Source organism: Pseudomonas karstica, from assembly GCF_009707515.1.
Lineage (GTDB): Bacteria > Pseudomonadota > Gammaproteobacteria > Pseudomonadales > Pseudomonadaceae > Aquipseudomonas > Aquipseudomonas karstica.
Genome location: NZ_WLYI01000035.1, coordinates 1 through 22649, shown reverse-complemented (window position 1 = coordinate 22649; position 22649 = coordinate 1). Strand labels below are relative to the sequence as shown.

Here is a 22649-nt window from a genome sequence, read left to right as displayed (position 1 = left end):
ATATCATCAACGCACTAGGGCGCGGATTTTGTGGGAGCTAGCTTGCCTGCGATAGGCATGGGTATCTACGCATCTCTTGAGTCCGGCGAAAACCTGTAGCCGCTGCCGAGGCACGAGGCTGCGATGGGTTGCGAAGCGACCCCTGAGGGGGCCCTGCGGACCCCATCGCAGCCTCGTGCCTCGGCAGCGGCTACAAGTAAACAGCGTCCATGCAAGCCAGGCCTATTTCACAAGGGACAAACAACAAGGGGGCGAATCTTCATCCGCCCCCTTGTGTGTCCGCTTATTCCTGCGGTTCTTCTTCGCCTGCGGCAGCGTCGAGGGTTGGCTCCTCGACGTTGTCATCGCTACCGGCGATCACCTCGCCCTCAAGCTCCTCGCCTTCCAGCTCTTCGCCTTCGACTTCCGATGGTTCCTGGACACGTTCCAGGCCCACCAGGGTTTCGTCGCTGGCCAGCTTGATCAAGGTCACGCCCTGGGTGTTACGACCCAGGCTCGACACTTCACCAACCCGGGTACGTACCAGGGTGCCCTGGTCGGAAATCAGCATGATCTCCTCGCCATCCAGCACCTGGACCGCACCGACCAGACGGCCGTTGCGATCGTTGCTGACCATGGCGATAACGCCTTGGCCGCCACGCTTGTACTCAGGGAACTCGCTGATAGCCGTACGCTTGCCATAACCACGGGCCGAAGCCGTGAGGATCTGGCTGCCTTCTTCGGGGATGAGCATCGAAATCAGCTTCTGCCCTTCCGGCAGACGCATGCCTCGCACACCGCGGGCGGTACGGCCCATGGCACGCACGTCGGATTCCTTGAAGCGGGTCACCTTGCCGCCGTCGGAGAACAGCATGACTTCACGCTCGCCATCGGTGATGGCCGCGCTGATCAATACGTCGCCTTCGTCCAGCTCCAGGGCGATCAGGCCCACGCTGCGTTGACGGCTGAAGGATTCCAGCGGGGTCTTCTTCACGGTGCCTTTGGCGGTAGCCATGAAGATGAAGTGACCTTCGGTGTATTCATCCACCGGCAGCATGGTGGTGATGTATTCATCACTGTCCAGCGGCAGCAGGTTGACCAACGGACGACCACGGGCAGCGCGGGATGCTTCCGGGATTTCGTAGGTTTTCAGCCAGTACACCTTGCCCTTGCTGGAGAACAGCAGCAGCGTGGTGTGGCTGTTGGCAACCAGCAGGTGAGCAATGTAGTCCTCATCCTTGACGCCGGTCGCCGATTTACCTTTGCCGCCACGACGCTGGGCCTGGTACGCAGCCAGCGGCTGGGTCTTGGCATAACCACCGTGGGAGATGGTCACCACGCGCTCTTCTTCCGGGATCATGTCACCCAGGGTCAGGTCGAGACGGGCATCCAGGATTTCAGTGCGGCGCACATCGCCGTATTCGGCACGGATCAATTCCAGTTCTTCGCGGATCACTTCCATCAGGCGCACGGCGCTGTTGAGGATGCGGATCAGCTCGCCGATCTGGTTGAGGATCTCCTGGTACTCGGCCAGCAGCTTCTCGTGCTCAAGGCCGGTAAGACGGTGCAGACGCAGTTCCAGGATGGCCTGGGCCTGCTCCGGCGACAGGAAGTACTTGCCATCGCGCAGGCCGTATTGCGGGTCCAGGGTCTCTGGGCGGCACGAATCAGCACCGGCGCGTTCAACCATCGCCACTACGGCGCTGGATTCCCACGGCATATTGATCAGCGCTTCCTTGGCTTCCGACGGAGTCGGCGAGGCCTTGATCAGGGCGATAACCGGGTCGATGTTCGACAGCGCAACCGCCTGGCCTTCCAGGATGTGCCCACGTTCACGGGCTTTGCGCAGTTCGAACACGGTACGGCGGGTGACCACTTCGCGGCGGTGACGCACGAAAGCTTCCAGCAGATCCTTGAGGTTGAGGATCCGTGGGCGGCCGTCGATCAGCGCTACAACGTTGATACCAAACACGCTTTGCAGCTGGGTCTGGGCGTAGAGGTTGTTGAGGATCACCTCAGGCACTTCGCCACGACGCAGTTCGATCACGACGCGCATACCGTCCTTGTCGGACTCGTCGCGCAGTTCGGTGATGCCTTCAAGTTTCTTCTCTTTAACCAGCTCGGCGATCTTTTCGATCAGACGCGCCTTGTTCAACTGGTAAGGAAGTTCGGTGATGACGATCTGTTGACGGCCACCGACCTTGTCGATGTCTTCGATCATCGAGCGGGCCCGCATGTAGATGCGGCCGCGACCGGTGCGGTAGGCTTCGATGATGCCGGCGCGACCGTTGATGATCGCGGCAGTCGGGAAGTCCGGACCCGGGATGTATTGCATCAGCTCATCGACGGTCAACTCGGGGTTGTCGATGAGGGCCAGGCAACCGTCGATGACTTCACCGAGGTTGTGTGGCGGGATGTTGGTGGCCATGCCCACGGCGATACCGCTGGAGCCGTTGACCAACAAGTTGGGAATACGGGTCGGCATGACCGCAGGGATCATTTCGGTGCCGTCGTAGTTCGGCACCCAGTCCACGGTTTCTTTGTGCAGGTCAGCCAGCAGCTCGTGCGCCAGTTTGGTCATGCGCACTTCGGTGTATCGCATGGCCGCCGCGTTGTCGCCGTCGACCGAACCGAAGTTGCCCTGGCCGTCTACCAGCAGGTAGCGCAGGGAAAATGGCTGGGCCATCCGAACGATGGTGTCGTACACCGCAGTATCACCGTGAGGGTGATACTTACCGATCACGTCACCGACAACACGGGCAGATTTCTTGTACGGCTTGTTCCAGTCGTTACTCAGCTCGCTCATCGCGAACAGCACACGCCGGTGCACGGGCTTCAAGCCATCGCGCGCATCAGGCAGTGCCCGACCGACAATTACGCTCATCGCGTAGTCGAGGTAGGACTGTTTCAGCTCGTCTTCGATATTGACCGGGAGGATTTCTTTGGCCAGTTCGCCCATGAGAAGCCTGATTCCTTTTTCGGGTGAAACCTCGTCACATCCATATGGGACGAACGAAGCTCGCCGCCGCCGGCATGATGCCTGGCAACGACTTACGACAAATCAACGAGTTATGACACGGATCTGCGCATTAAGGGCCGCCCCTTGGGGTGACCCTGGAAACCGCCGAATGGTATCACAATCGCCGCCACGCACCTATCCCCCTGATGTGCATGGAGCGTAGTAAGTTGACGGGTGACAGGCTTGGCGGCGACGAGAGAGGCTCAGAGGCCATTGACAGTTGAATTCAAGGTTCATTTTTACTCGAATACCCAATGAACCAGGCCACTCAACTCCAAATCGTATTAGGTGCTATGGGCGTGCGCACTGCAGAAGCCGTTAATGCCATATCGACCTGGGCATCGCCTATTGGCCCGGCGAACCAAAACCCACTGACGGGAAGCGTGATGGTGATCGCCTGGCCGGGCCTGGCGTCCTTGATGCGAACACCAAAGGCGCCTGTAAGATCAGCAAGCCCCGGAACCCCGGAAACCGTGTTCATATGATCTGACCCGACCCATGCCACCCACTTTCCACCATCAACGGCACGATAAGTTTCAATTTGCCGAACAGCGAAATAATTCATTTCCTCAAGTCGCGTGGACATTTCTATGTGAGCAGCCATGGTGAGCGGGTCCCTGTGCAAGGTCAAAGCATCATCATCCAGGCCGCGCACGCGGATCCCACAGCTTCTGGCCTTCGCAGCCACGATATGCCGTGAATCACCAGAGCTTCGAGCAGCGGTAATCGGTGCAGCGGTGGCATGGCTGCCCTCGATGTAGAGCGTGCGAACGCCTCGATCGTAAAGCACCTGCATCTTCTTCTGGAAGAAGGTAATACTGGCGATTTGGTTATGCGCCTCCCCAAGCACCATGCCATCCGCCTTGGCAAACACCTGCTCAATCAGATCATCCAGGGTTGCCGAGGGCGCCAGCGAGAGCGGCTCAGGCCTTGGCGGCTTAACGACACTCTTGTAGAAACGCTGCCAATCCCTTTTAAACCAGGCGCCATGGAAGGTACCGGTCGATTCCGGAAGATCAAAAGCCAGATGGTTTCCAGCCCTATAGTCGGCAGACGACAAAAACTCCTCTTCAGGCAGGTCCACGGCCGACCTTGAACTTCCCCTCCCCCCACCCCGAAGCGCCACAGGGCGCCATTGGCCATATCCGCCATATTGCAGAAAGCCGACCTCGATACGGCTGCGCCCATCGATGATACTTACCGTCAGTTCGTCGCCCTCATACAGCTTGAAATCACCTTTGATCCGATACACCGTCGCCCGCCCATCAGCGCTCAGCGGACGAATCAGGTAGTCGCCGGCTGCGGTGCGGTAAATCCCTTTGCTGTTGGGCTCCAGCCCTCGCAACAGCGCAGCCGCCTCACCCTGCGGCACCGCCGCGCTGCGCCACCCTGGCGGAACAAACGAGGTCAGCGCCAGCGGTGCGGGAACCTCGAAGAGCGCCGAATGAGCCGTTACCGTCGAGCTCGCCGCAAAGGGAGAGACGGACAAGGGCTTGACACCCAGCAAAACAGGCTGGCCGATGACATCACCTGCCACCTCCATGCTCACCACACGTCTGGCGCCGGGCCCCCAACGCAGGATCAGCCCAGGAATAACCAGCCCCCGGGTACGAAATGTGCGGACCATGTTGTGTGAAAGGCGCCGCCAGATTCCCAAGGCCCCAGTTGCCCAATGTGCCGCCCAAGGGAGCATGTCCAATAAATTCCCAGCCACCTCAATACCGAACATCACTTTGTTGAAGGTGGACTGGCGGGCGACTTGCGCGTTGCTCACCGAGCCTCGATCGGCCAACTCCATCTGCCGCATGACTTGCATGTAATACAGGCCTTGCAGCAAGGATGCCAGACAGGGTACGAGACTGACTGTCATCACCGGCAGCCCAGCCGGATCAGGCCCGGTAGGTGGCAGTACTGACGCGATACTTTTGAGAAAGACAGAGTCAGTCAGTAATAACCGCATTTCTCGAGTGAGCCACGGTGCGCGTGTAATGCCCTCGCCTTTGACCACAATCCGCTGCATCAGGTACGCCCGCCATGCCGGGCTCTTCAGCAGTGCCAGCAACGCTGCCTCGTCAGGCAGCTCACGTAGATTCATGCCATCCGGCGCATCGGGTGCGTAGAGTACCCTTTGCGCATCTTCATCCGTGCAGATGACGAGAAGCCCCAGCACCAACTGACCTCCGCCAACTTCAGGGGCCTCTTTGGGCGTACCCAGAACCAGAAAGTTCGCAACCACGGCCTTGCCTTCCACCAGGGGCCTGCCCTGCGGCGCCCAGGATGCCAGCACGGCGCTAACCCATTGCTCCCCGCGCTTGCGGGCCGGGTCATCGGCCAAAGGGGTTGGGTAAACAGCCGGGTCAAGACGGGCGAGCCGTGCCTCATATTCCAGAGTGGCGCTCTGAGCCGACATCCAGGCTTGTGCCCGTTGCGCGGCTTCCTGCGACTGGGCGGGCGGCGCGAATTTTATCTTGAGCACTCCTGATCGGTAGCTGTCACCGGCATTGATGTCCTTGACCCACTGCTCAAGCTGCTCCCGCGAAAGCACCAACGCCTCACCGCTGCTGTTAAACACCCGGCTGCCATCTGCGTAGATCAGTGGTGCCTCGAGGGTTTCACGGGAGGTCCAGGAGAGACTCTGATGCCAGGGCTCGACGTTTTTCAAGGCCAGCTCAGTCAGACTCACCCGCTCCACATAGCCTCGCTCAACCGGTTGTGTTACGCCTGGCGCAGGCGAGTAAGTCAGCCTTACGTGCTCGGTTTTGACAACCACCACTTTGTCCGGGTCGATCCGTTGCGCGGCGCTGGCGGGCAGGCCTTTGGCCTGAAGGAATGTCTGCAGCTTGTTACGCAGAGCTTGCCGCGCATACTCGGCGAGGCTTGGGATTCCCTCGAGCCAAACGGCCAACTGGCGATTTTTGCTTTGCGCAGCCAGCTCCAAGCGCTGCAACACCCGCCGCGCATCCGCAGCCAGCGCTTTTTGCCAGGCCGGCAAGGCTTGGTCTTCCAGATGCCGGTTACGTGCCACAAACGCGCCAGCGATATCCAGTTGAGGGGCCAGGTCAATCCGCTGATCCGGCACGCCAACCTGTAACAGTTCAGCGCTGGCGAGCAGCGAGTTCAGTTCCTGCTGCTGCGTTGTCAACAAGGAATGAATGCTATCAGCGACAAAATCGCAGGCTACCTCGGCCAGTTCGAAGCGCTCGGATTCCCCCCACATCCCGGCCTTTGCAGTTCGCGCCTTCACCGGCAGGCTGCGAGCAAGCAAGACGCCGGACGGCCCCGCTTGATTGAGACGCTGAATGATTGCGCCGTATAAAGCGGCGCGATCGGCGTACTCTTCAAACCCTTCACCGGGCGTCCACAGAATCAGCGGCGTTCTGTGGATCCTCTCCGCGTCGCCACTCAGAATGAACACGCCCGCGAATCGAGTACCGTCAGCCAGCGACAAGGCGTAAACCTGCGGGCGCGGCGTACCGCGATACGCTAACTCCCGCGCAGCCTGGGTGGGATACTGCAAGAGGCGGTCAATCAATGCCCTGCTCAACGGCTGCAATGTGCCATCCAGCGCCCGCAACGCCGCTTCGATAGCCAGCGCCTGCTTACGCGCGCGAATCAGCAGTTCATACCGTAGCCCTTGATCCCCCTGGGGGGCGTTCCAGAACTCGCTCACCAAGGTCGGCAATTGAGCTTTCAGCACCGCAACCAGATCGTTCAGCGTACCGACCGGATGGAGCTTGTAGTGCTCATTCAAGCTATCGGGCTCAACATAAAAAGCCCCATCGCCATGCAGGTCCTGATTGACGTCATCCTCCTGACTCGCCAGTAATTGCGTCAACAGCGCCTCCAGCGTTTCGCTGGACTGACACTGCTGCACTCCCTGTTCATCGACACGCGTGCGAGTGAAGTAAATTTCTGCCGGACGGATCTGCTCAGTGACAGCACCAAACATGTTCTTGAGTTGCAGCTGAAAAAAACGCTCCACCTGCGGCTTGCCGGCCAGCAACTTGGCGATTAGCGTATTGAGGGCGCTCATCTGGCGCACAAGGTTTTTTTGCTGATCTTCCAGCGATACCCCCACTAAAGGCAGGGCCGGCAGAGTGTCGGGACGAAGCGGCCTGCTGGCCAGATCTCTGGGCAAGCCTTGCGCCAGAGCCAATACCGCCGGCAGGCGAACGCTCACATCGGGTTTGAGCGCCTCCAGCACCGTGATCACGTTGCTTTGCTGCTGCGCCAACTGCTCATTCAGAAACCGCTCCATCAAAGACTCTGCCGCCTCGGGGAAAAGCCTGACAGCTACCCAAACCGCGCGTCCAGCTCGGCGCAGGGCGAGCACCCGGTCAAAATCCGCAACCGCCACGTTGCCCAAAACTCCGTCACGGCCCCCATCGGTGATCCACCGTAAGTTCAGTTCATTGAGCATCTCGAAATACGATACAAACTCCTCCAGCCCTCGCTGCGGCGTATACAACAACACGGGGTTCAGGCTGTTTAGCCCGCCGGTGGTCAACATGAAGGCTGCGGTCAAATCAATATCCGCATCTGCCCCTTTGATCACCAGACGATACAGGCCCATTGCAGGACTTTCGGGCAGCTCGGGCGCATCCGGCTGAATCAGAGCCCGCACGAGCGCCAATCCATGCGCAGTGATGCCTTGAGTCGAATCCGCGAGGTTATCGGCCCTGCGCAGTGCCGCCTCCCTGGCCAACGCATCGCAGCGATGTTGCAGCAAAACTTCGCGCCGGGTACGGCTGCTGTCCGCAACGGCAGGTGCACGCCAGAACTCACTCAGGCGCAGCCGGTAACACTCTGACAAGCGCGTGAGACATTCACTCACCACGCCCACGAAGCGTTGCAGCTCAATTTCGACTAGCACGCCATCAGCGGTGCAAAAAGCCAGTGTTTGAGCAGCCACAGGAAACCGCCCGCTGGCCAATGCCTGTTGAAACAACTGTGTCAAAGACTGCTGCGGCGCACCCGTCACCGGTTCACGCGGCAGGTAAACCGTATCCGGATCGATATTTTGGCCACTGAATGTGCTGGAAAGTGCCTGCTTGAGCAACTCTTCAGCCAGCTGCGCCAGGCTCGGTTGCCGGGCCAGTAGCTGTTGGCTGGAGGCAACAGCTTTTTGCAATTGCCCAAGATGCCAGGCCCGGCTGGGCTCTGGGAGTACGCCGATTAGATCATTGGCATCAATGGGCGGGACAGATAAGGAGATAAACATGCTGGTAGACATAGGCAAGTGCCCTGAAAGTGCCCAAGGGGTCACTTCCACACCTGTGATCAGATGCAGAGTGAGAGTGTCCCCTGAGCCTGCCAAACAGGCTCACTCAACTTGCCATACACTTATCTCAGCCTTGCGCCGAACACGAAAAAACAGCTGGCGCAGCGCCATTAATGCAAACGTTTACGGCACATCAATTGCGCCAGTTTCGCCGTATCTGGCCGCTCGACAATGCCCTTTTCCGTGACAATCACATCAATCAAGTCCGCCGGCGTCACGTCAAATACCGGGTTGAATACATCAACATCGGCCACGAGCCGCTTGCCACCGACTTCCAGCAACTCTCGGGCCTCACGCTCTTCGAGGGGGATTTCATCGCCACTGGCCAGCATCATGTCGATGGTGGAGCTTGGCGCCACCACCATAAAACGCACACCGTGATGCATGGCACATACGGCCAGTTGATAGGTGCCGATCTTGCTGGCCACGTCACCATTGGCGGCGATGCAATCGGCCCCCACAATGACCCAGGTAACGCCCTTGGTCTTGAGAATATGGGCGCCAGCCGAATCGGCATTCACCGTCACCGCAATGCCCTCGTTGGCCAGTTCCCACGCCGTCAGCCGCGAACCTTGCAACCAGGGACGGGTTTCGTTGACATAAACCTGCTGCACCATGCCTTCCAGGAACGCGCCGCGAATGACTCCCAGCGCCGTGCCAAAGCCGCCGCCCGCCAAGGCACCGGCATTGCAATGGGTAAGGATTGCCTGGGGATTGCCCTGGTGCTTGCGGATCAGGTCGACGCCCAATTGGGCCATGGTCAGGTTGGCTTCGCGATCACTGCTGTGGATCGCCACCGCTTCGGCCTCCAGCACCGCCAGCGGGTCGGCATGCGCCTTGAGACGGTCCAGACGATCACGCATGCGCTTCATGGCCCAGAAAAGATTCGACGCGGTCGGACGGGACTCGGCCAGTAGGGCGTAGTCTTCTTCCCACGCTGCCTGCCAGTCACCGCCCTCGGCGAACCGCGCACGGGCCGCCAGGACCAAACCATAGGCAGCACTGATACCAATGGCCGGCGCGCCACGCACCACCATCGAACGAATAGCCTCGGCCACGCCCGCCGCACTGGTGCAGGCGATCCACGTCTCCTCGAACGGCAACATGCGCTGATCAAGCAGATACAGGGCGCCATCACGCCAATCGATGGCCTTCACCTTCTCCGCAGCCAACAGTCGGTCGCGCATCCTTAACCCCGCACTCATGAACAAAAGCCGCCGATTATAGCGATCCGCCAGCCAAGACGCTCGGGTATACTTCGCCCTCCTTAATAACAGCTTTGGACGACGCGCACGATGACACCACTTGCCGCCCCGCTCGACTTATTGCTCCTGCCAACCTGGCTGGTACCGGTCGAGCCCGCTGGCGTGGTCCTCAAAGAGCACGGCCTGGGTATCCGCGACGGGCGCATTGCCTTTATCGGGCCACGGGCACAAGCCCTGAAACTGGTGGCCACGCAAGTCCGCGAATTGCCGGGCATGCTGCTCAGCCCCGGCCTGATCAACGCCCATGGCCACGCGGCCATGACTTTGTTTCGCGGCCTGGCCGACGACCTGCCGCTGATGACCTGGCTGGAAAACCACATCTGGCCCGCCGAGGCCAAGTGGGTTGATGAAGCCTTCGTCCGTGATGGCACCGACCTGGCCATCGCCGAGCAAATCAAGGGCGGCATCACCTGTTTTTCGGACATGTACTTCTTTGCAAAAGTGGCCAGCGAGCGAGTGCACAACAGCGGTATTCGCGCGCAGATCGCCATCCCGATCCTGGATTTCCCGATTCCCGGCGCCAGCAGTGCCGACGAAGCCATTCGCCAAGGCGTCGAGCTGTTTGGCGACCTCAAGCATCACCCACGGATCAACATCGCCTTCGGGCCCCATGCGCCCTATACCGTCAGCGATGCACACCTGGAAAAAGTCCGGGTGATCGCCGAAGAGCTGGACGCCGGCATCCATATGCATGTCCACGAAACCGCCTTCGAAGTGCAACAGTCGCTGGAACAACACGGTGAACGCCCACTGGCCCGTATTGGCCGCCTGGGTTTGCTGGGGCCGCGCTTCCAGGCGGTTCACATGACCCAAATCAGCGATGACGACCTGGCTTTACTGGTAGAAAGTAATAGCAGTGTCATCCACTGCCCGGAATCGAACCTGAAACTGGCCAGCGGCTTCTGCCCGGTGGAACGTCTGTGGCAAGCCGGCGTCAATGTGGCAGTAGGCACCGACGGCGCCGCCAGTAACAATGACCTCGATCTGCTGGGTGAAACTCGCACGGCCGCCCTGTTGGCCAAGGCCGTTGCAGGCTCGGCCACTGCACTGGACGCCCATCGCGCCTTGCGCATGGCCACGCTCAACGGCGCCAGGGCCATGGGCCTTGAAAGCGAAATCGGCTCGCTGGAAATAGGCAAGGCCGCGGACATAGTGGCTTTCGACCTGTCGGGCCTGGCACAACAACCGATCTACGACCCGGTCTCACAGCTTATATATGCCACCGGACGTGATTGTGTGAAACACCTTTGGGTCGACGGCAAGCAATTGCTCGACGACCGGCAGTTGACCCGCATGGATGAACAACAGTTGTGCGCCACGGCCATTGCCTGGGGTCAACGCATCAGCGGGCACACCGAATAACGCCAGCCCTGAGCCCTGCTGCAGGACTGGCAAACCGTTTTATCAGTTTTAGAGGATGCCCCATGAGCAACGTCGACCACGCTGAAATCGCCAAATTCGAAGCCCTGGCCCATCGCTGGTGGGACCGCGAAAGAGAGTTCAAACCTTTGCACGACATCAACCCGTTACGGGTCAACTGGATCGACGAGCGGGTCAATCTGGCAGGCAAGAAGGTGCTGGATGTGGGCTGCGGCGGCGGTATTCTCAGCGAAGCCATGGCCCAGCGCGGCGCAACCGTGATGGGTATCGACATGGGTGAAGCACCGCTGGCGGTGGCCCAGTTGCATCAGTTGGAGTCGGGGGTCAGCGTCGAGTACCGGCAGATCACCGCCGAAGACCTGGCCGAGGAAATGCCCGAGCAATTCGACGTGGTCACTTGCCTGGAAATGCTCGAGCATGTACCCGACCCTTCGTCGGTGATCCGTGCCTGCTTTCACATGGTCAAGCCTGGCGGCCAAGTGTTCTTCTCCACCATCAATCGCAACCCGAAGGCTTACCTGTTCGCGATCATCGGCGCCGAATACATCATGAAGCTGCTGCCGCGTGGCACCCATGACTTCAAGAAATTCATCCGCCCCTCCGAACTGGGCGCCTGGAGCCGCCAGGCCGGCCTGACCGTCAAGGACATCATCGGCCTGACCTACAACCCGCTGACCAAGCACTACAAGCTGGCCAACGATGTTGACGTCAACTACATGATCCAGACCCTGCGCGAGGAGTAAGCCTGTGAAGTTGCGAGCAGTTCTTTTCGACATGGACGGGACCCTGCTGGACACCGCTCCAGACTTTATCGCCATTTGCCAGGCCATGCGCGCCGAGCGCGGCCTGGCGCCGATCAACGACCAGCAGATCCGTGATGAAATTTCCGGCGGTGCCCGGGCAATGGTGGCCGCGACCTTTTCCATGGACCCGGAGTCGCCGGGCTTTGAAGAACTGCGCCAGGAGTTCCTCGAGCGTTATCTCAAGGGCTGTGCGATCCACAGCAAGCTGTTCGATGGCATGAGTGAGTTGCTGGAGGATATCGAAAGTTCCAAACTCATCTGGGGCGTGGTCACCAACAAGCCGCTGCGCTTCGCCGAACCGATCATGCAGCAGTTGGGCCTGGCCGAGCGTTCGGCGCTGCTGATCTGCCCGGACCATGTAAAGAACAGCAAGCCGGACCCGGAACCGCTGATCCTGGCTTGCAAGATGCTCGACCTGGACCCGGCCAGTGTGCTGTTTGTCGGTGACGACCTACGGGATATCGAGTCGGGCCGCGACGCCGGCACCCGCACCGCTGCCGTCACTTATGGCTATATTCACCCGGACGACAACCCACGCCATTGGGGTGCGGATGTGGTGGTAGACCACCCGCTGGAACTGCGCAAGGTGCTGGATAACGCGCTGTGCAGTTGCTGATACCTGCATTCATTTGTTGAGGTTTTTTATGTTTGATTACTCCGCACGTCCAGAGCTGCTCAAAAACCGGGTCATCCTGGTGACCGGGGCCGGTCGCGGGATTGGCGCGGCGGCGGCGAAAACCTATGCCGCCCATGGTGCCACTGTGCTGCTGCTGGGCAAGACCGAGGCCAACCTGGGCCAGGTCTATGACGAAATCGAAGCGGCCGGCCATGCACAACCGGTGGTGATTCCGTTCAACCTCGAGACCGCCCTGCCCCACCAGTACGATGAACTGGCGGCCATGATCGAGAAGGAGTTCGGCCACCTTGACGGCTTGCTGCACAACGCTTCAATCATTGGCCCACGCACGCCTGTCGAGCAGTTGTCCGGTGAAAATTTCATGCGGGTGATGCACGTCAACGTCAATGCCATGTTCATGCTCACCAGCACGCTGTTACCGCTGCTCAAACTGTCCCAGGACGCCTCGGTGGTGTTCACCTCCAGCAGCGTCGGGCGCAAGGGCCGCGCTTATTGGGGCGCCTACGGCGTATCCAAGTTTGCCACCGAAGGCCTGATGCAGACACTGGCCGACGAACTCGACAACGTTGCGCCAGTGCGTGCCAACAGCATCAACCCTGGCGGGACCCGCACCAGCATGCGCGCCCAGGCTTACCCCGGTGAAAACCCGAACGACAACCCGACACCCGAAGAAATCATGCCGGTGTACCTGTACTTGATGGGACCGGACAGCAGCGGCATCAATGGCCAGGCGTTCGACGCACAATAAACCTGCACCTCACGCCAGCAGATAGCGGGGTAGCCCTACCCCGCTATCTGCTGTATCAGGCTTCGCTGGCAACCAGCGCCGGATGCTCCCGCACGGCGGGCGCCTTCTCCAGTTGCATGCAGCGCTCCAGGAACAGATACATGTAGTCATAGCTCTTGCACACAGCCTGGCGCAGTTCGACCTGCAGAGCCTTGCTCGGGTTCATCCCGGCCAGGGTGCAGATGATTTCCAATGCTTCCCACGGGTGGGCATCATCGTACTGGGCGTGCATCTTCAGCCATTTCATCGCGCGTTTTCGATCTTCCTCGGGGAAAGCCGCCGCGTAGACACCCGTGGAGCACACCACCGCGGACCATTCTCCAGTGGCGCCCTCAATGGCGTAGTTGGTGGCCGCAATCGCAACAATCAAGGAGTCGGCAGAACTGGTGTGCCAACACCAATGACTCAGTGCGTGCAACTCGGGCGGTACGTCCTGCGCGTGCAACTCTTCCAGGCTGACGCCGTGGGCACGTGCCCAATGCACCCAATAGTCAGCGTGGTTCAGTTCTACGCGAATATTGCGCATCAACCAGCGCCGCGCCATATCCTCCCCCGGATGCCGGGCGAATTTGGTCTTGGTGAGGTTCTGTGCCATGTACAAGGCAAACTGTTCAACCACCGGCCACCCACCAATCAGGTAGTGGCGCATGGTCTTGGCGCTGAGCTTGTTATCGCGCATGCGCTGGTACAGTTCGTGTTCGACAACCCGACGCTTGCTCTCGCTACAGTCCTGGATCAGTTGTTGTGCCCAGGCGGGGTAACTGGAGGCTTCCATAAGCGGGCCGGTTCTGTTGAATGTGTCGATCACTGTCGAGCTCCTTTTGATGTGTGATTGTACAGACCAGCAGATGTTTCAGCGGAACGTGCCAGGCGCCTTGAATAACAGAGGCTGCGGTCGCGCAGGTCGACACTGCAAGCTGTCAAAGGTAAACAACTGCGGGCGCTCAATCAGGTATCCCTGAGCGTAGTCCACACCAATTTCAAGCAAGGCTTGTTCAATTTGTGGTGTTTCGACGAATTCGGCAATTGTGCGTTTACCCATGACATGACCGATGTGATTGATCACTTCGACCATAGCGCGGTTAATCGGGTCGTCCAGCATATCCTTTACGAAACTTCCATCGATCTTCAGGAAGTCTACAGGTAAATGTTTAAGATATGCGAATGAGGACATTCCGGCGCAGAAGTCATCCAATGAAAAATGGCAACCCAACTCCTTGAGTTCATTAATAAAATTAATTGCACTTGGCAAATTTGAGATAGCACTTGTTTCAGTAATTTCAAAACAAATCATTTCCGCAGGAATATTATAAGCCTTGAACTTATCCCGTAGAAAACCTAGAAAGTGCTCATCGCCAATAGTAATACCTGACAGATTTATCGCACATATGGCCATGGGCCGGCCTGGGCGCTCGAGCATGCACCGGGCAATAATCTTAAATACATTCTCGACCACCCAACGATCCAGAGAAGTCATCAGGCCGTAACGTTCAGCGGCAGGGATGAAACTGTCGGGCAAAATGATTCGACCGGCCTCGTCATGCAGGCGCAACAGGATCTCGATGTGACCATGACCCTGCTCGGTATCCCCCAGGGGTGCGATTTCCTGGGCGTAAAGGCAAAAACGGTTTTCTTCCAGGGCCATGTGCAGGCGCTGGACCCAGGCCATTTCGCAGAAACGCAGGGACAATTCCGAATCATCGGGATGATAGACCTGCACCCGGTTGCGACCCTTTTCCTTGGCCATATAGCAGGCCATGTCGGCGGCCCGCAACGAAGTCTCCAGGGTGGTCGGGGTTTGCGAAATATGCACCAGGCCAATACTGATAGTGGTCACTAAGGGCCGGCCCTTCCAGACAAAATGCAGGTTTTGCACGGTATGACGCAGGCTTTCGGCGATTTTTTCCGCCACCGGGGCCGGGCAATTCTCCAGCAGGATGCCAAACTCATCACCGCCCAGGCGGGCCAGGGTGTCGCCTTCGCGTAGGTCCGATTGCAATAATGCGCAGATATGCCGCAACAGCTCATCACCCGCCGCATGCCCGCAGGTGTCGTTGACCAACTTGAACTGATCCAGGTCGAGAAACATCAACGCATGACACCCTGTTTGCTGGCGTGCAACGTTTTTCAGCACGTGTTCCAAGCGGTACTCAAACTCGCGACGGTTGGCCAGGCCAGTCAAGGCATCATGGGTCGCCTGCCAGGACAGGTTGGCGATGTACTTGCGCTCCTGGGTCATGTCGTGAAGCACCAGTACCGCACCGCTGACCCTGTCGGCACTGCGGATCGGCGCGCCCACCAGGGTGACGGAAACGGTACTGCCGTCCACCCGCTGAATCAGCTTTGAGTGCTCACTGCCGCCACTGAGCTGGCCATCAAGAATGTGCTCGATCAAGGTAAAACCATCGGACTGGGTATTCTCATCCAACACCCTGAACAAAGCCCCCAGCGGCAACCCCTGGGCCTGGGCGGTTTTCCAATGGGTCAGGCTCTCGGCTGCCGGGTTCATATAGGTAATAGCACCGTCGACATCCGTGGTGATCACACCATCGCCGATAGATTCCAGGGTAATTTGTGCCCGTTCTTTCTCCAGTTGCAAGGCATCGGCAAAGGCATGTCGCTGAGCCAGCAACTTGTGAGTGCGCAACAGCGCCAAGGCGATCAAACCCAGTGCAGTGGCCAGGTTAGTGACCAGCAGCAGGCGTAAAATCATTCGCGAGCCTTCGCCCAGGGCAACACTGAAAGCCTTGGCGGCTGGTGTCACGCTGTCGTTGATGGCGAAAATACGCGCCTTCCAACGGCTCACATCACCACGGCTTACCTGATTGCCAGCAACCGCCCGGTGCATCTGCTGCGCCAGGTCATCCAGTTGCAGCAGATAGCCATCTCCCACCGCCCATAACTTGATGGCTTTTTCCAGATAGCTGAAATGACGGAAATTGAGGTACAGCCAGATCAGGCTGGAGACGTCATCACGATGGTTGCCGCCCTTGAGAATACCCAGGCGCGCGGCGGCCAGGTCCGGTGTCGAACGATCCAGTGCCACGCGCAGCTCATGACCACCCTGGGGCACGGCAATGGCGTTCTGATATTTGAGGAAGGTGGCTTCGTCGCGATTATCGGCATACAGCGTCAGATAATAAATCGCGTCTTTCTGGCCCTTGGACCACAGGCTCTCGCCTGCCACATACCCGCGCACCGCTGAAAGCGCGTAGAGACTGACGCCACCCAGCAATGCCTGGAACAGTACGACGGCGATAAATGGCCAGACAATTCCCAGCAATCGGGGTGTTCCGAGCGTCCGTTTTTGCTTCATGAGGTCCCTTGCACATGCACAGCTAAATACGCACGCGAATGAAACACGCTCCTGCGAACACAGCCTAAGCTAAATCAACGCACTTGCTGCAAGTGTCCGTAAAGCTTTGCGTACAGCCCGCCGTCGGCGATCAACTGCTGATGGTCGCCATCCTCGGCAACATGGCCACCATCGAACACCAGCACCCGGTCAGCCTGCTTCACCGCCGACAGGCGGTGGGCGATGATCAGTGTAGTACGCCCACTGAGAAACCGCGCCAGGGCCTGGTGCAGGTTGTACTCGGTGGCGGCGTCCAGGGCCGAGGTAGCTTCATCGAGTATGACCACTTTCGGCTCAGCCAATACCATGCGCGCGATAGCCAGGCGCTGACGCTGCCCACCGGAAAAACGCACCCCGGAACGCCCGACTACACTGTCCAGGCCCAAGGGCAGGGCCTTGACCGTGGCGTCCAGTTGGGCAATTTCCAGTGCTTGCCAGCAGGCTTGATCGCTGCGTTCGCGCCCCATGGTCAGGTTGGCCCGCACGGTATCGTTGAACAACGCCGGGTGCTGCAGTACAACCGCCACGTTCTCACGGATCGTCGAAAGGCCAATTTCTTGCTGGCTCGCACCGCCGAAGCGAATGGTCCCTGAGTGCGGTGTATAGAGCCCCAGCAGCAGTTGCACCAGGGTACTTTTACCGCCACCGCTGGCGCCGACGATAGCCACCTTCTCACCTGGCGCAATGACCAGGTCGAGATGCTCCAGTACCCACTCTTCGCCGTAGCCGAAGCCCAGGCCCCGCACCTCGATCCCTACGGTTTCACGGCCGACAAAGGGGTCGACGCCACCGGCATACTGCGGCTCGTCGGCCCGGGCCAGCAGCTCGTTGATCCGCGTCAGTGCCCCGCCTGCCGCGTAGTAGGCGTACTGCAGGTTCAGCAGTTGTTCCACCGGGCCGATCATGAACCACAGGTAACTGAACACCGCGAGCATCTGGCCGATCGACAGGTCGGAAAACAGCACCGTAAGCATCGCTGCCGCACGAAAGATGTCGATACCGAACTGGAACAGCAAGCCACTGGCGCGGCTGGACGCATCGCTTTTCCATTGGGAGTTGACCGCGAAATTGCGCACTTCCTGGGCACGCAGCCCCAAGCGCCCGAGGAAAAATCCCTGGCGGTTGCTGGCGCGCACTTCCTGGATCGCATCGAGGGTTTCAGTCAAGGCCTGGGTAAACCGTGAGGTGCTGTCGTTTTCCAGTTTCTTCAGGTGCTTGACTCGCTTGCCCAACTGCACCGTGGCGTAAATCACCAACGGGTTGAACAACAGGATCAACAGCGCCAGTTGCCAATGCATCCACATCAGAATTGCGGAGGTGCCCACCAGGGTCAGCATGGCCACCAGGAAACGGCTCAGGGTTTCACCGACAAATTTGTCCACCGTGTCCAGGTCGGTGACCAGATGAGTGGTCACGGTGCCACTGCCCAGGCTTTCATATTCGCCGAGGGAGATCCGCTTGAGCCGCTCGATCAGCCGTACCCGGATGCGATAGACAATGTCCTTGGCGAGCCGCGCAAACAACCGGGCCTGCAGCACGTTGAATACCAGCGCACCGCAGCGCAGCACCAGGGTCACCAGCAGCATCAGGCCGATATAACCCGCCGCTTTCTGCCAGACCAGTGGCAGCGCGTGGTTCATCACCTTCAGCGCAGCATCGCCATGGCCCAGCAGCACTTCGTCCACCAGCAAGGGCAACAACAGGGGAATAGGTACACTGCACAGCGTCGCCAGCACGGCGACGCCGTTGGCGATCCACAGGGACTTCTTGTGGCGCAGGGCCAGGCGACGAACTTGCGCCCAGGTCAACCGATCGACATGCCGAGACTGCTCATTGCACTGCTCAGGCACAGGCAGCGCGCTCCAGCCAGCGACCAAGCAAAGGAGACAACTCGGACAGCGGCTGGTAGCCGTTTGTCAGCAGGGCCAACTGACCATCACGCTCGGCCAGCAACGTGGGGAATCCGGCAATTCCCAGGTCCTGGACCCAGGTAAAATCGGCGGCAGTGGCCGCGTGCTGTTCGGCCCGGTCAAAGGCTTCGGCAAACTCGATGCGCGGTACACCGGCGGTCTCGGCCAATTCCACCAACACGCTGGCCTGGGTGACATCCCGGCCTTGCACATAAAACGCATGCTGGATCAGGCCCAACAGTGTCCAGGCGCAATCCGGGGCCAGGCTTCGGGCCGTGACCAGGGCGCGACAGGCCGGCTCGGTGTCGTAGACAAAACCGTCGGGCAAGGCCCCGTCCAGCTTGAAGGGTTGGCCGGTCGCTTCGGTGACCGCTTGCCAATGCTCAAGGATATAGCGTCGGGTCGTCGGCTCCAGTGCCGCACCACTGCCGGTGCGCAAACCGCCCGCCACCAGGTGCAACTCGACGCCGGCGGCCTGCGCCTGCTCCACCAGTGCCTCGGCCACCGGCGCGAAGCCCCAGCACCAGGAACACATCGGGTCCATTACATAGAGCAGGCGCGCAGACATGGCTCAGGCCTCGGAGGATGGTTGCTTGTAGTTGTAGCCAATCGGGTGCGGCATATTGCGGGCCTTGGCCAGCTCAATCTGCTTTTGCCGGTCGATGGCACTGCGGCGGGTTTTCTCTGAGAGCTTATCCCAACAGTGCGGGCAACTGATGCCAGCCACGTAATGCTCGGACGCGCGGTCTTGCACGCTGATCGGTGTGCGACAGGCATGGCATTGATCGTAGTCGCCTTCGCTCAAATCATGGCGCACGGTGACGCGATTGTCGAAAACAAAACAGTCGCCCTGCCATTTGGTTTCTTCCTGGGGTACCTCTTCAAGGTACTTCAGGATGCCACCCTTGAGGTGGTACACCTCGTCGTAACCTTCGCCGAGCATATAGCTCGAGGCTTTTTCGCAACGAATGCCGCCGGTACAGAACATGGCGACTTTTTTGTGCTTGGCCGGGTCGAAGTTGGCTTTGATGTAGTCGGGAAACTCGCGAAAGCTGGTAGTTTTCGGGTCGATGGCGCCTTCAAAGGTGCCGATCGACACTTCGTAGTCGTTGCGGGTGTCGATCAGCAGTACTTCGGGGTCGCTGATCAGCGCATTCCAGTCTTGCGGGTCGACATAGGTACCGACTTTCTTGCTGGGGTCGACGCCTTCGACGCCCAGGGTCACGATCTCTTTCTTGAGCTTGACCTTGGTGCGGTAGAACGGCTGCTCATCGCAGTACGACTCTTTGTGGTCGATGTCGTCCATGCGCGGGTCGTTCTTGAGCCAGGCCATCAGGCCATCAATGCCTTCGCGGCTACCGGAAACAGTGCCATTGATGCCTTCTTCGGCGATCAGCAAGGTGCCTTTGATGCCGTTGTCGACCATCGCCTTGAGCAGGGGCTCGCGCAGGGCGACGTAATCTTCGAGGGTGACGAACTTATACAGTGCCGCCACGACAATCGGGTGCGTCATGGGTGTCTCTCCAGGTGGCTACCCTCGTAAAGGGTGAACCGGATAAAAGCAGCGGCAAGCTTTTAGCTACAAGCGGCAAGCAAGACGCAAAAAAAACGCGCCGGTGAACGGCGCGTTACGGAGTGTAGCAAGAAGGCAGCTATGAGCGCTAAGCTTCAAGCGGCAAGAGAGGAGCAGTTCGTCTCAATCTTGCAGCGTGCAGCTGAAAACTTGTAGCTGCTTCAATGCCCGCCGGCGCAGGTCGGCGAGGCCGGGGCTGCGTCGATTTGCGCCCATTCCTCAGGCGTGTAGGTATGCAGCGCCAGCGCATGAAACTCGTTCATCAGGTCACCCAGGGTGGCGTAGACCTTCTGGTGGCGCTTGACGCGGTTGAGCCCCTCGAACTGCTGGCTGACCAGCACGGCCTTGAAGTGGGTCTGCAACCCACGGCTGTGCATATGGCTTTCATCCAGCACGCTCAAGTGTTCCGGGTTCAGGGCGACAAGTGCCGTTTCGATACGCTGTTGCATGGTCATTCCTGGCTCCACTTACTTCTTCGCAGGCGCTGCGGCTTTTTTGGCCGGGGCCAGTTCGTTGGTCATGTCTTCCAGCAGTTTGTTCACTACCGGTACTGCGCTTTCCAGCTTGGCCTGGGTCATCTGGGCCGATTGCTGGGTCAGCTGGGGCATTTTTTCCAGGACTTTCTTGCCCAGGGGCGACCGGTAGAACGCAACCAGGTCCTTGAGTTCGGACTCGCTGAAGTTAGTGGTGTAGAGCTTGACCATGTCAGGCTTGAGCTTGTTCCAGCCGATAGCCTGGTCCAGGGCCACGTTGGCCTTGGCCTGGTAGCTGTCCAGCACGCTTTGCTTGGTAGCTGGCGCCTTGGTTTGCTCGAAACGCTGGGCGAACATTTGCTGCACTTGCATGTACACCGGGGTTCCCAGCTTGTCGGCATGGGCCAGGGTCAGGAAGGCTTCGGCACTGGCGTTGTGGCTGGCGGTGTCGGCAAAAACCTGGCCACTGGCACAGACCAGAGCAACCGCGGTACAGATGGCACGAAGGCGAGTCATCGAGTTTCCTTTTCTAGCAGGCGAGGTAAGACCCCAAGGGCGCCCATTCTGCGCCTAAAAAACCTCGCCGCTCAACCCTACCCCACATAGAGCCTGCTTTTGCACGGCCTTACCAGACAAATACACCGCAGGGGAACCCCTTGCGGCGTTCACGGCCTAAACTGCGCAATCATGTCTTGGAAGGAGTGTGCCCGATGAGCCGTATCGAAACTGACAGCCTGGGAGAAGTGCAAGTCCCGGAAGATGCTTACTGGGGTGCTCAGACCCAACGCTCGCTGGTCAACTTCGCCATTGGCGAGCAACGCATGCCCTTGGCGGTGTTGCACGCCCTGGCCTTGATCAAGAAGGCCGCCGCGCGGGTCAACAACCGCAACGGCGACCTGCCCGCCGACATCGCCCGGCTGATCGAGCAAGCCGCCGACGAAGTACTCGACGGCCAGCACGACGACCAATTCCCCCTGGTGGTCTGGCAGACGGGCAGCGGCACCCAGAGCAACATGAACGCCAACGAAGTAATCGCCGGGCGTGCCAATGAGCTGTCGGGCAAGCCCCGTGGCGGCAAGGCCCCGGTGCATCCCAACGATCATGTCAACTGCTCCCAGAGCTCCAACGACTGTTTCCCCACCGCCATGAACATTGCCGCTGTCCAGGCAGTGAACCTGCACTTGTTGCCGGCGATCAACGAGCTGTCCGGCGGCCTGGCAGAGTTGTCGGCGCGACATATAAAGCTGGTGAAGACCGGCCGTACCCATATGATGGACGCCACGCCGATCACCTTCGGCCAGGAAATCTCGGCGTTTATCGCGCAGTTGGATTATGCCGTACGGGCGATTCGCAGCGCCCTGCCCGCCGTCTGCGAACTGGCCCAGGGCGGTACTGCCGTCGGTACCGGACTCAATGCTCCCCATGGTTTTGGCGAAGCGATGGCCTCGGAGCTGGCGGCGCTGTCGGGCCTGCCGTTTGTCACCGCCCCCAACAAATTTGCCGCCCTGGCCGGCCATGAACCGCTGACCACCTTGTCGGGCGCCCTAAAAACCCTGGCGGTGGCCCTGATGAAAATCGCCAACGACCTGCGCCTGTTGGGTTCCGGCCCACGTGCCGGGCTTGCCGAAGTCAAGTTACCGGCCAATGAGCCCGGCAGCTCGATCATGCCCGGCAAGGTCAACCCGACCCAGTGCGAGGCGTTATCGATGCTTGCTTGCCAGGTGATGGGCAATGACGTGACCATCGGTTTTGCTGCCAGCCAAGGCCATTTGCAATTGAACGTGTACAAGCCGGTGATCATCCATAACCTGCTTGAGTCGATTCGTTTGCTGGCCGACGGGTGCAGCAACTTCCAGCAGCATTGCATCGCAGGGCTGGAGCCTGACGCCGGGCAAATGGCCGAACACCTGGAGCGTGGCCTGATGCTGGTGACAGCGCTGAACCCGCATATCGGCTACGACAAATCGGCGGAGATTGCCAAGAAGGCCTATGCCGAAGGGCTGACGTTGCGGGAGGCCGCGTTGGGGCTGGGTTATCTGAGCGATGAAGAATTTGACGCATGGGTGAAGCCGCAAAGCATGGTGTAGTTGTAGATGTGTGCTACAGGGATCACCGATCACCTGTAGCCGCTGGCGTAGCCTGCGATCGGCTGCGCAGCAGTCGTTTGGGCCTTGAGATTGCTGAAGT

General features: G+C 59.4%; 15 protein-coding genes. 5 read left to right on the top strand and 10 right to left on the bottom strand.

What is annotated here, in order from left to right; translation table 11 throughout:
• Positions 1 to 283: 283 nt before the first annotated feature.
• From gyrA to mtnA, 3 genes are all read right to left on the bottom strand, one after another.
• A complete protein-coding gene (gene gyrA, locus GIR22_RS21865; protein ID WP_154745354.1) occupies positions 284 to 2938 on the bottom strand; it encodes a DNA gyrase subunit A in 2655 nt (884 codons plus the stop codon).
• A gap of 328 nt (positions 2939 to 3266) precedes the next feature.
• Positions 3267 to 8231 (bottom strand): membrane-targeted effector domain-containing toxin, encoded by a 4965-nt coding sequence (locus GIR22_RS21860; protein WP_154745353.1) that lies wholly within the window; start codon positions 8229 to 8231, stop codon positions 3267 to 3269.
• A gap of 158 nt (positions 8232 to 8389) precedes the next feature.
• Positions 8390 to 9466, bottom strand: coding sequence for an S-methyl-5-thioribose-1-phosphate isomerase (mtnA, locus tag GIR22_RS21855; protein WP_154745352.1), 1077 nt, complete (start codon positions 9464 to 9466; stop codon positions 8390 to 8392).
• A 108-nt stretch (positions 9467 to 9574) separates the two neighbouring features.
• Between mtnA and GIR22_RS21850 the strand changes: the two genes are divergently transcribed.
• The 4 genes from GIR22_RS21850 (at position 9575) to GIR22_RS21835 (ending at position 13112) form a co-directional block, all read left to right on the top strand.
• Complete coding sequence (locus GIR22_RS21850; protein WP_154745351.1) at positions 9575 to 10906, top strand: TRZ/ATZ family hydrolase; 1332 nt, start codon at positions 9575 to 9577, stop codon at positions 10904 to 10906.
• A gap of 62 nt (positions 10907 to 10968) precedes the next feature.
• Entirely contained in the window at positions 10969 to 11667 is a 699-nt protein-coding gene (ubiG, locus tag GIR22_RS21845; protein WP_154745350.1) for a bifunctional 2-polyprenyl-6-hydroxyphenol methylase/3-demethylubiquinol 3-O-methyltransferase UbiG, read from the top strand.
• 4 nt (positions 11668 to 11671) lie between these two features.
• The gene (mupP, locus tag GIR22_RS21840; protein ID WP_178122404.1) at positions 11672 to 12343 is read left to right on the top strand and encodes an N-acetylmuramic acid 6-phosphate phosphatase MupP; all 672 of its coding nucleotides are present in this window, start codon (positions 11672 to 11674) and stop codon (positions 12341 to 12343) included.
• A 28-nt stretch (positions 12344 to 12371) separates the two neighbouring features.
• Positions 12372 to 13112: a YciK family oxidoreductase gene (locus tag GIR22_RS21835; RefSeq protein ID WP_154745349.1), complete on the top strand. Its 741-nt coding sequence runs from the start codon at positions 12372 to 12374 to the stop codon at positions 13110 to 13112.
• Between the two features lie 55 nt (positions 13113 to 13167).
• Here GIR22_RS21835 and GIR22_RS21830 read toward each other — a convergent pair whose 3' ends face one another.
• The 7 genes from GIR22_RS21830 to GIR22_RS21800 all read right to left on the bottom strand — a co-directional run bounded on the left by GIR22_RS21830 (position 13168) and on the right by GIR22_RS21800 (position 20978).
• Positions 13168 to 13926 (bottom strand): iron-containing redox enzyme family protein, encoded by a 759-nt coding sequence (locus tag GIR22_RS21830; RefSeq protein WP_154745371.1) that lies wholly within the window; start codon positions 13924 to 13926, stop codon positions 13168 to 13170.
• A gap of 78 nt (positions 13927 to 14004) precedes the next feature.
• Positions 14005 to 16467, bottom strand: a complete 2463-nt coding sequence (locus tag GIR22_RS21825; protein ID WP_154745348.1) for an EAL domain-containing protein — start codon at positions 16465 to 16467, stop codon at positions 14005 to 14007.
• A 74-nt stretch (positions 16468 to 16541) separates the two neighbouring features.
• Entirely contained in the window at positions 16542 to 18356 is a 1815-nt protein-coding gene (locus tag GIR22_RS21820; RefSeq protein WP_178122402.1) for an ATP-binding cassette domain-containing protein, read from the bottom strand.
• The gene (locus GIR22_RS21815) at positions 18349 to 18951 is read right to left on the bottom strand and encodes a DsbA family protein (protein ID WP_178122412.1); all 603 of its coding nucleotides are present in this window, start codon (positions 18949 to 18951) and stop codon (positions 18349 to 18351) included. Before GIR22_RS21815 ends, GIR22_RS21820 begins: the two co-directional genes overlap by 8 nt.
• 36 nt (positions 18952 to 18987) lie before the next feature.
• A complete protein-coding gene (gene trhO, locus GIR22_RS21810; protein ID WP_154745346.1) occupies positions 18988 to 19929 on the bottom strand; it encodes an oxygen-dependent tRNA uridine(34) hydroxylase TrhO in 942 nt (313 codons plus the stop codon).
• Positions 19930 to 20150: 221 nt separating this feature from the next.
• Positions 20151 to 20444, bottom strand: a complete 294-nt coding sequence (locus GIR22_RS21805) for a BolA family protein (protein WP_154745345.1) — start codon at positions 20442 to 20444, stop codon at positions 20151 to 20153.
• Positions 20445 to 20456: 12 nt separating this feature from the next.
• A complete protein-coding gene (locus tag GIR22_RS21800; RefSeq protein WP_154745344.1) occupies positions 20457 to 20978 on the bottom strand; it encodes a DUF2059 domain-containing protein in 522 nt (173 codons plus the stop codon).
• Positions 20979 to 21172: 194 nt separating this feature from the next.
• Here GIR22_RS21800 and GIR22_RS21795 point away from each other — a divergent pair, with 194 nt between their 5' ends.
• Positions 21173 to 22549, top strand: coding sequence for a class II fumarate hydratase (locus GIR22_RS21795; protein WP_154745343.1), 1377 nt, complete (start codon positions 21173 to 21175; stop codon positions 22547 to 22549).
• Positions 22550 to 22649 lie beyond the last annotated feature (100 nt).

Coding starts and splice junctions, on each gene's coding strand:
- gyrA (WP_154745354.1), bottom strand. CDS start 2,938: ATGGGCGAACTGGCCAAAGAAATCCTCCCGGTCAATATCGAAGACGAG.
- GIR22_RS21860 (WP_154745353.1), bottom strand. CDS start 8,231: ATGTCTACCAGCATGTTTATCTCCTTATCTGTCCCGCCCATTGATGCC.
- mtnA (WP_154745352.1), bottom strand. CDS start 9,466: ATGCGCGACCGACTGTTGGCTGCGGAGAAGGTGAAGGCCATCGATTGG.
- GIR22_RS21850 (WP_154745351.1), top strand. CDS start 9,575: ATGACACCACTTGCCGCCCCGCTCGACTTATTGCTCCTGCCAACCTGG.
- ubiG (WP_154745350.1), top strand. CDS start 10,969: ATGAGCAACGTCGACCACGCTGAAATCGCCAAATTCGAAGCCCTGGCC.
- GIR22_RS21835 (WP_154745349.1), top strand. CDS start 12,372: ATGTTTGATTACTCCGCACGTCCAGAGCTGCTCAAAAACCGGGTCATC.
- GIR22_RS21830 (WP_154745371.1), bottom strand. CDS start 13,926: ATGGAAGCCTCCAGTTACCCCGCCTGGGCACAACAACTGATCCAGGAC.
- GIR22_RS21825 (WP_154745348.1), bottom strand. CDS start 16,467: ATGAAGCAAAAACGGACGCTCGGAACACCCCGATTGCTGGGAATTGTC.
- GIR22_RS21815 (WP_178122412.1), bottom strand. CDS start 18,951: ATGTGTTCCTGGTGCTGGGGCTTCGCGCCGGTGGCCGAGGCACTGGTG.
- trhO (WP_154745346.1), bottom strand. CDS start 19,929: ATGACGCACCCGATTGTCGTGGCGGCACTGTATAAGTTCGTCACCCTC.
- GIR22_RS21805 (WP_154745345.1), bottom strand. CDS start 20,444: ATGACCATGCAACAGCGTATCGAAACGGCACTTGTCGCCCTGAACCCG.
- GIR22_RS21800 (WP_154745344.1), bottom strand. CDS start 20,978: ATGACTCGCCTTCGTGCCATCTGTACCGCGGTTGCTCTGGTCTGTGCC.
- GIR22_RS21795 (WP_154745343.1), top strand. CDS start 21,173: ATGAGCCGTATCGAAACTGACAGCCTGGGAGAAGTGCAAGTCCCGGAA.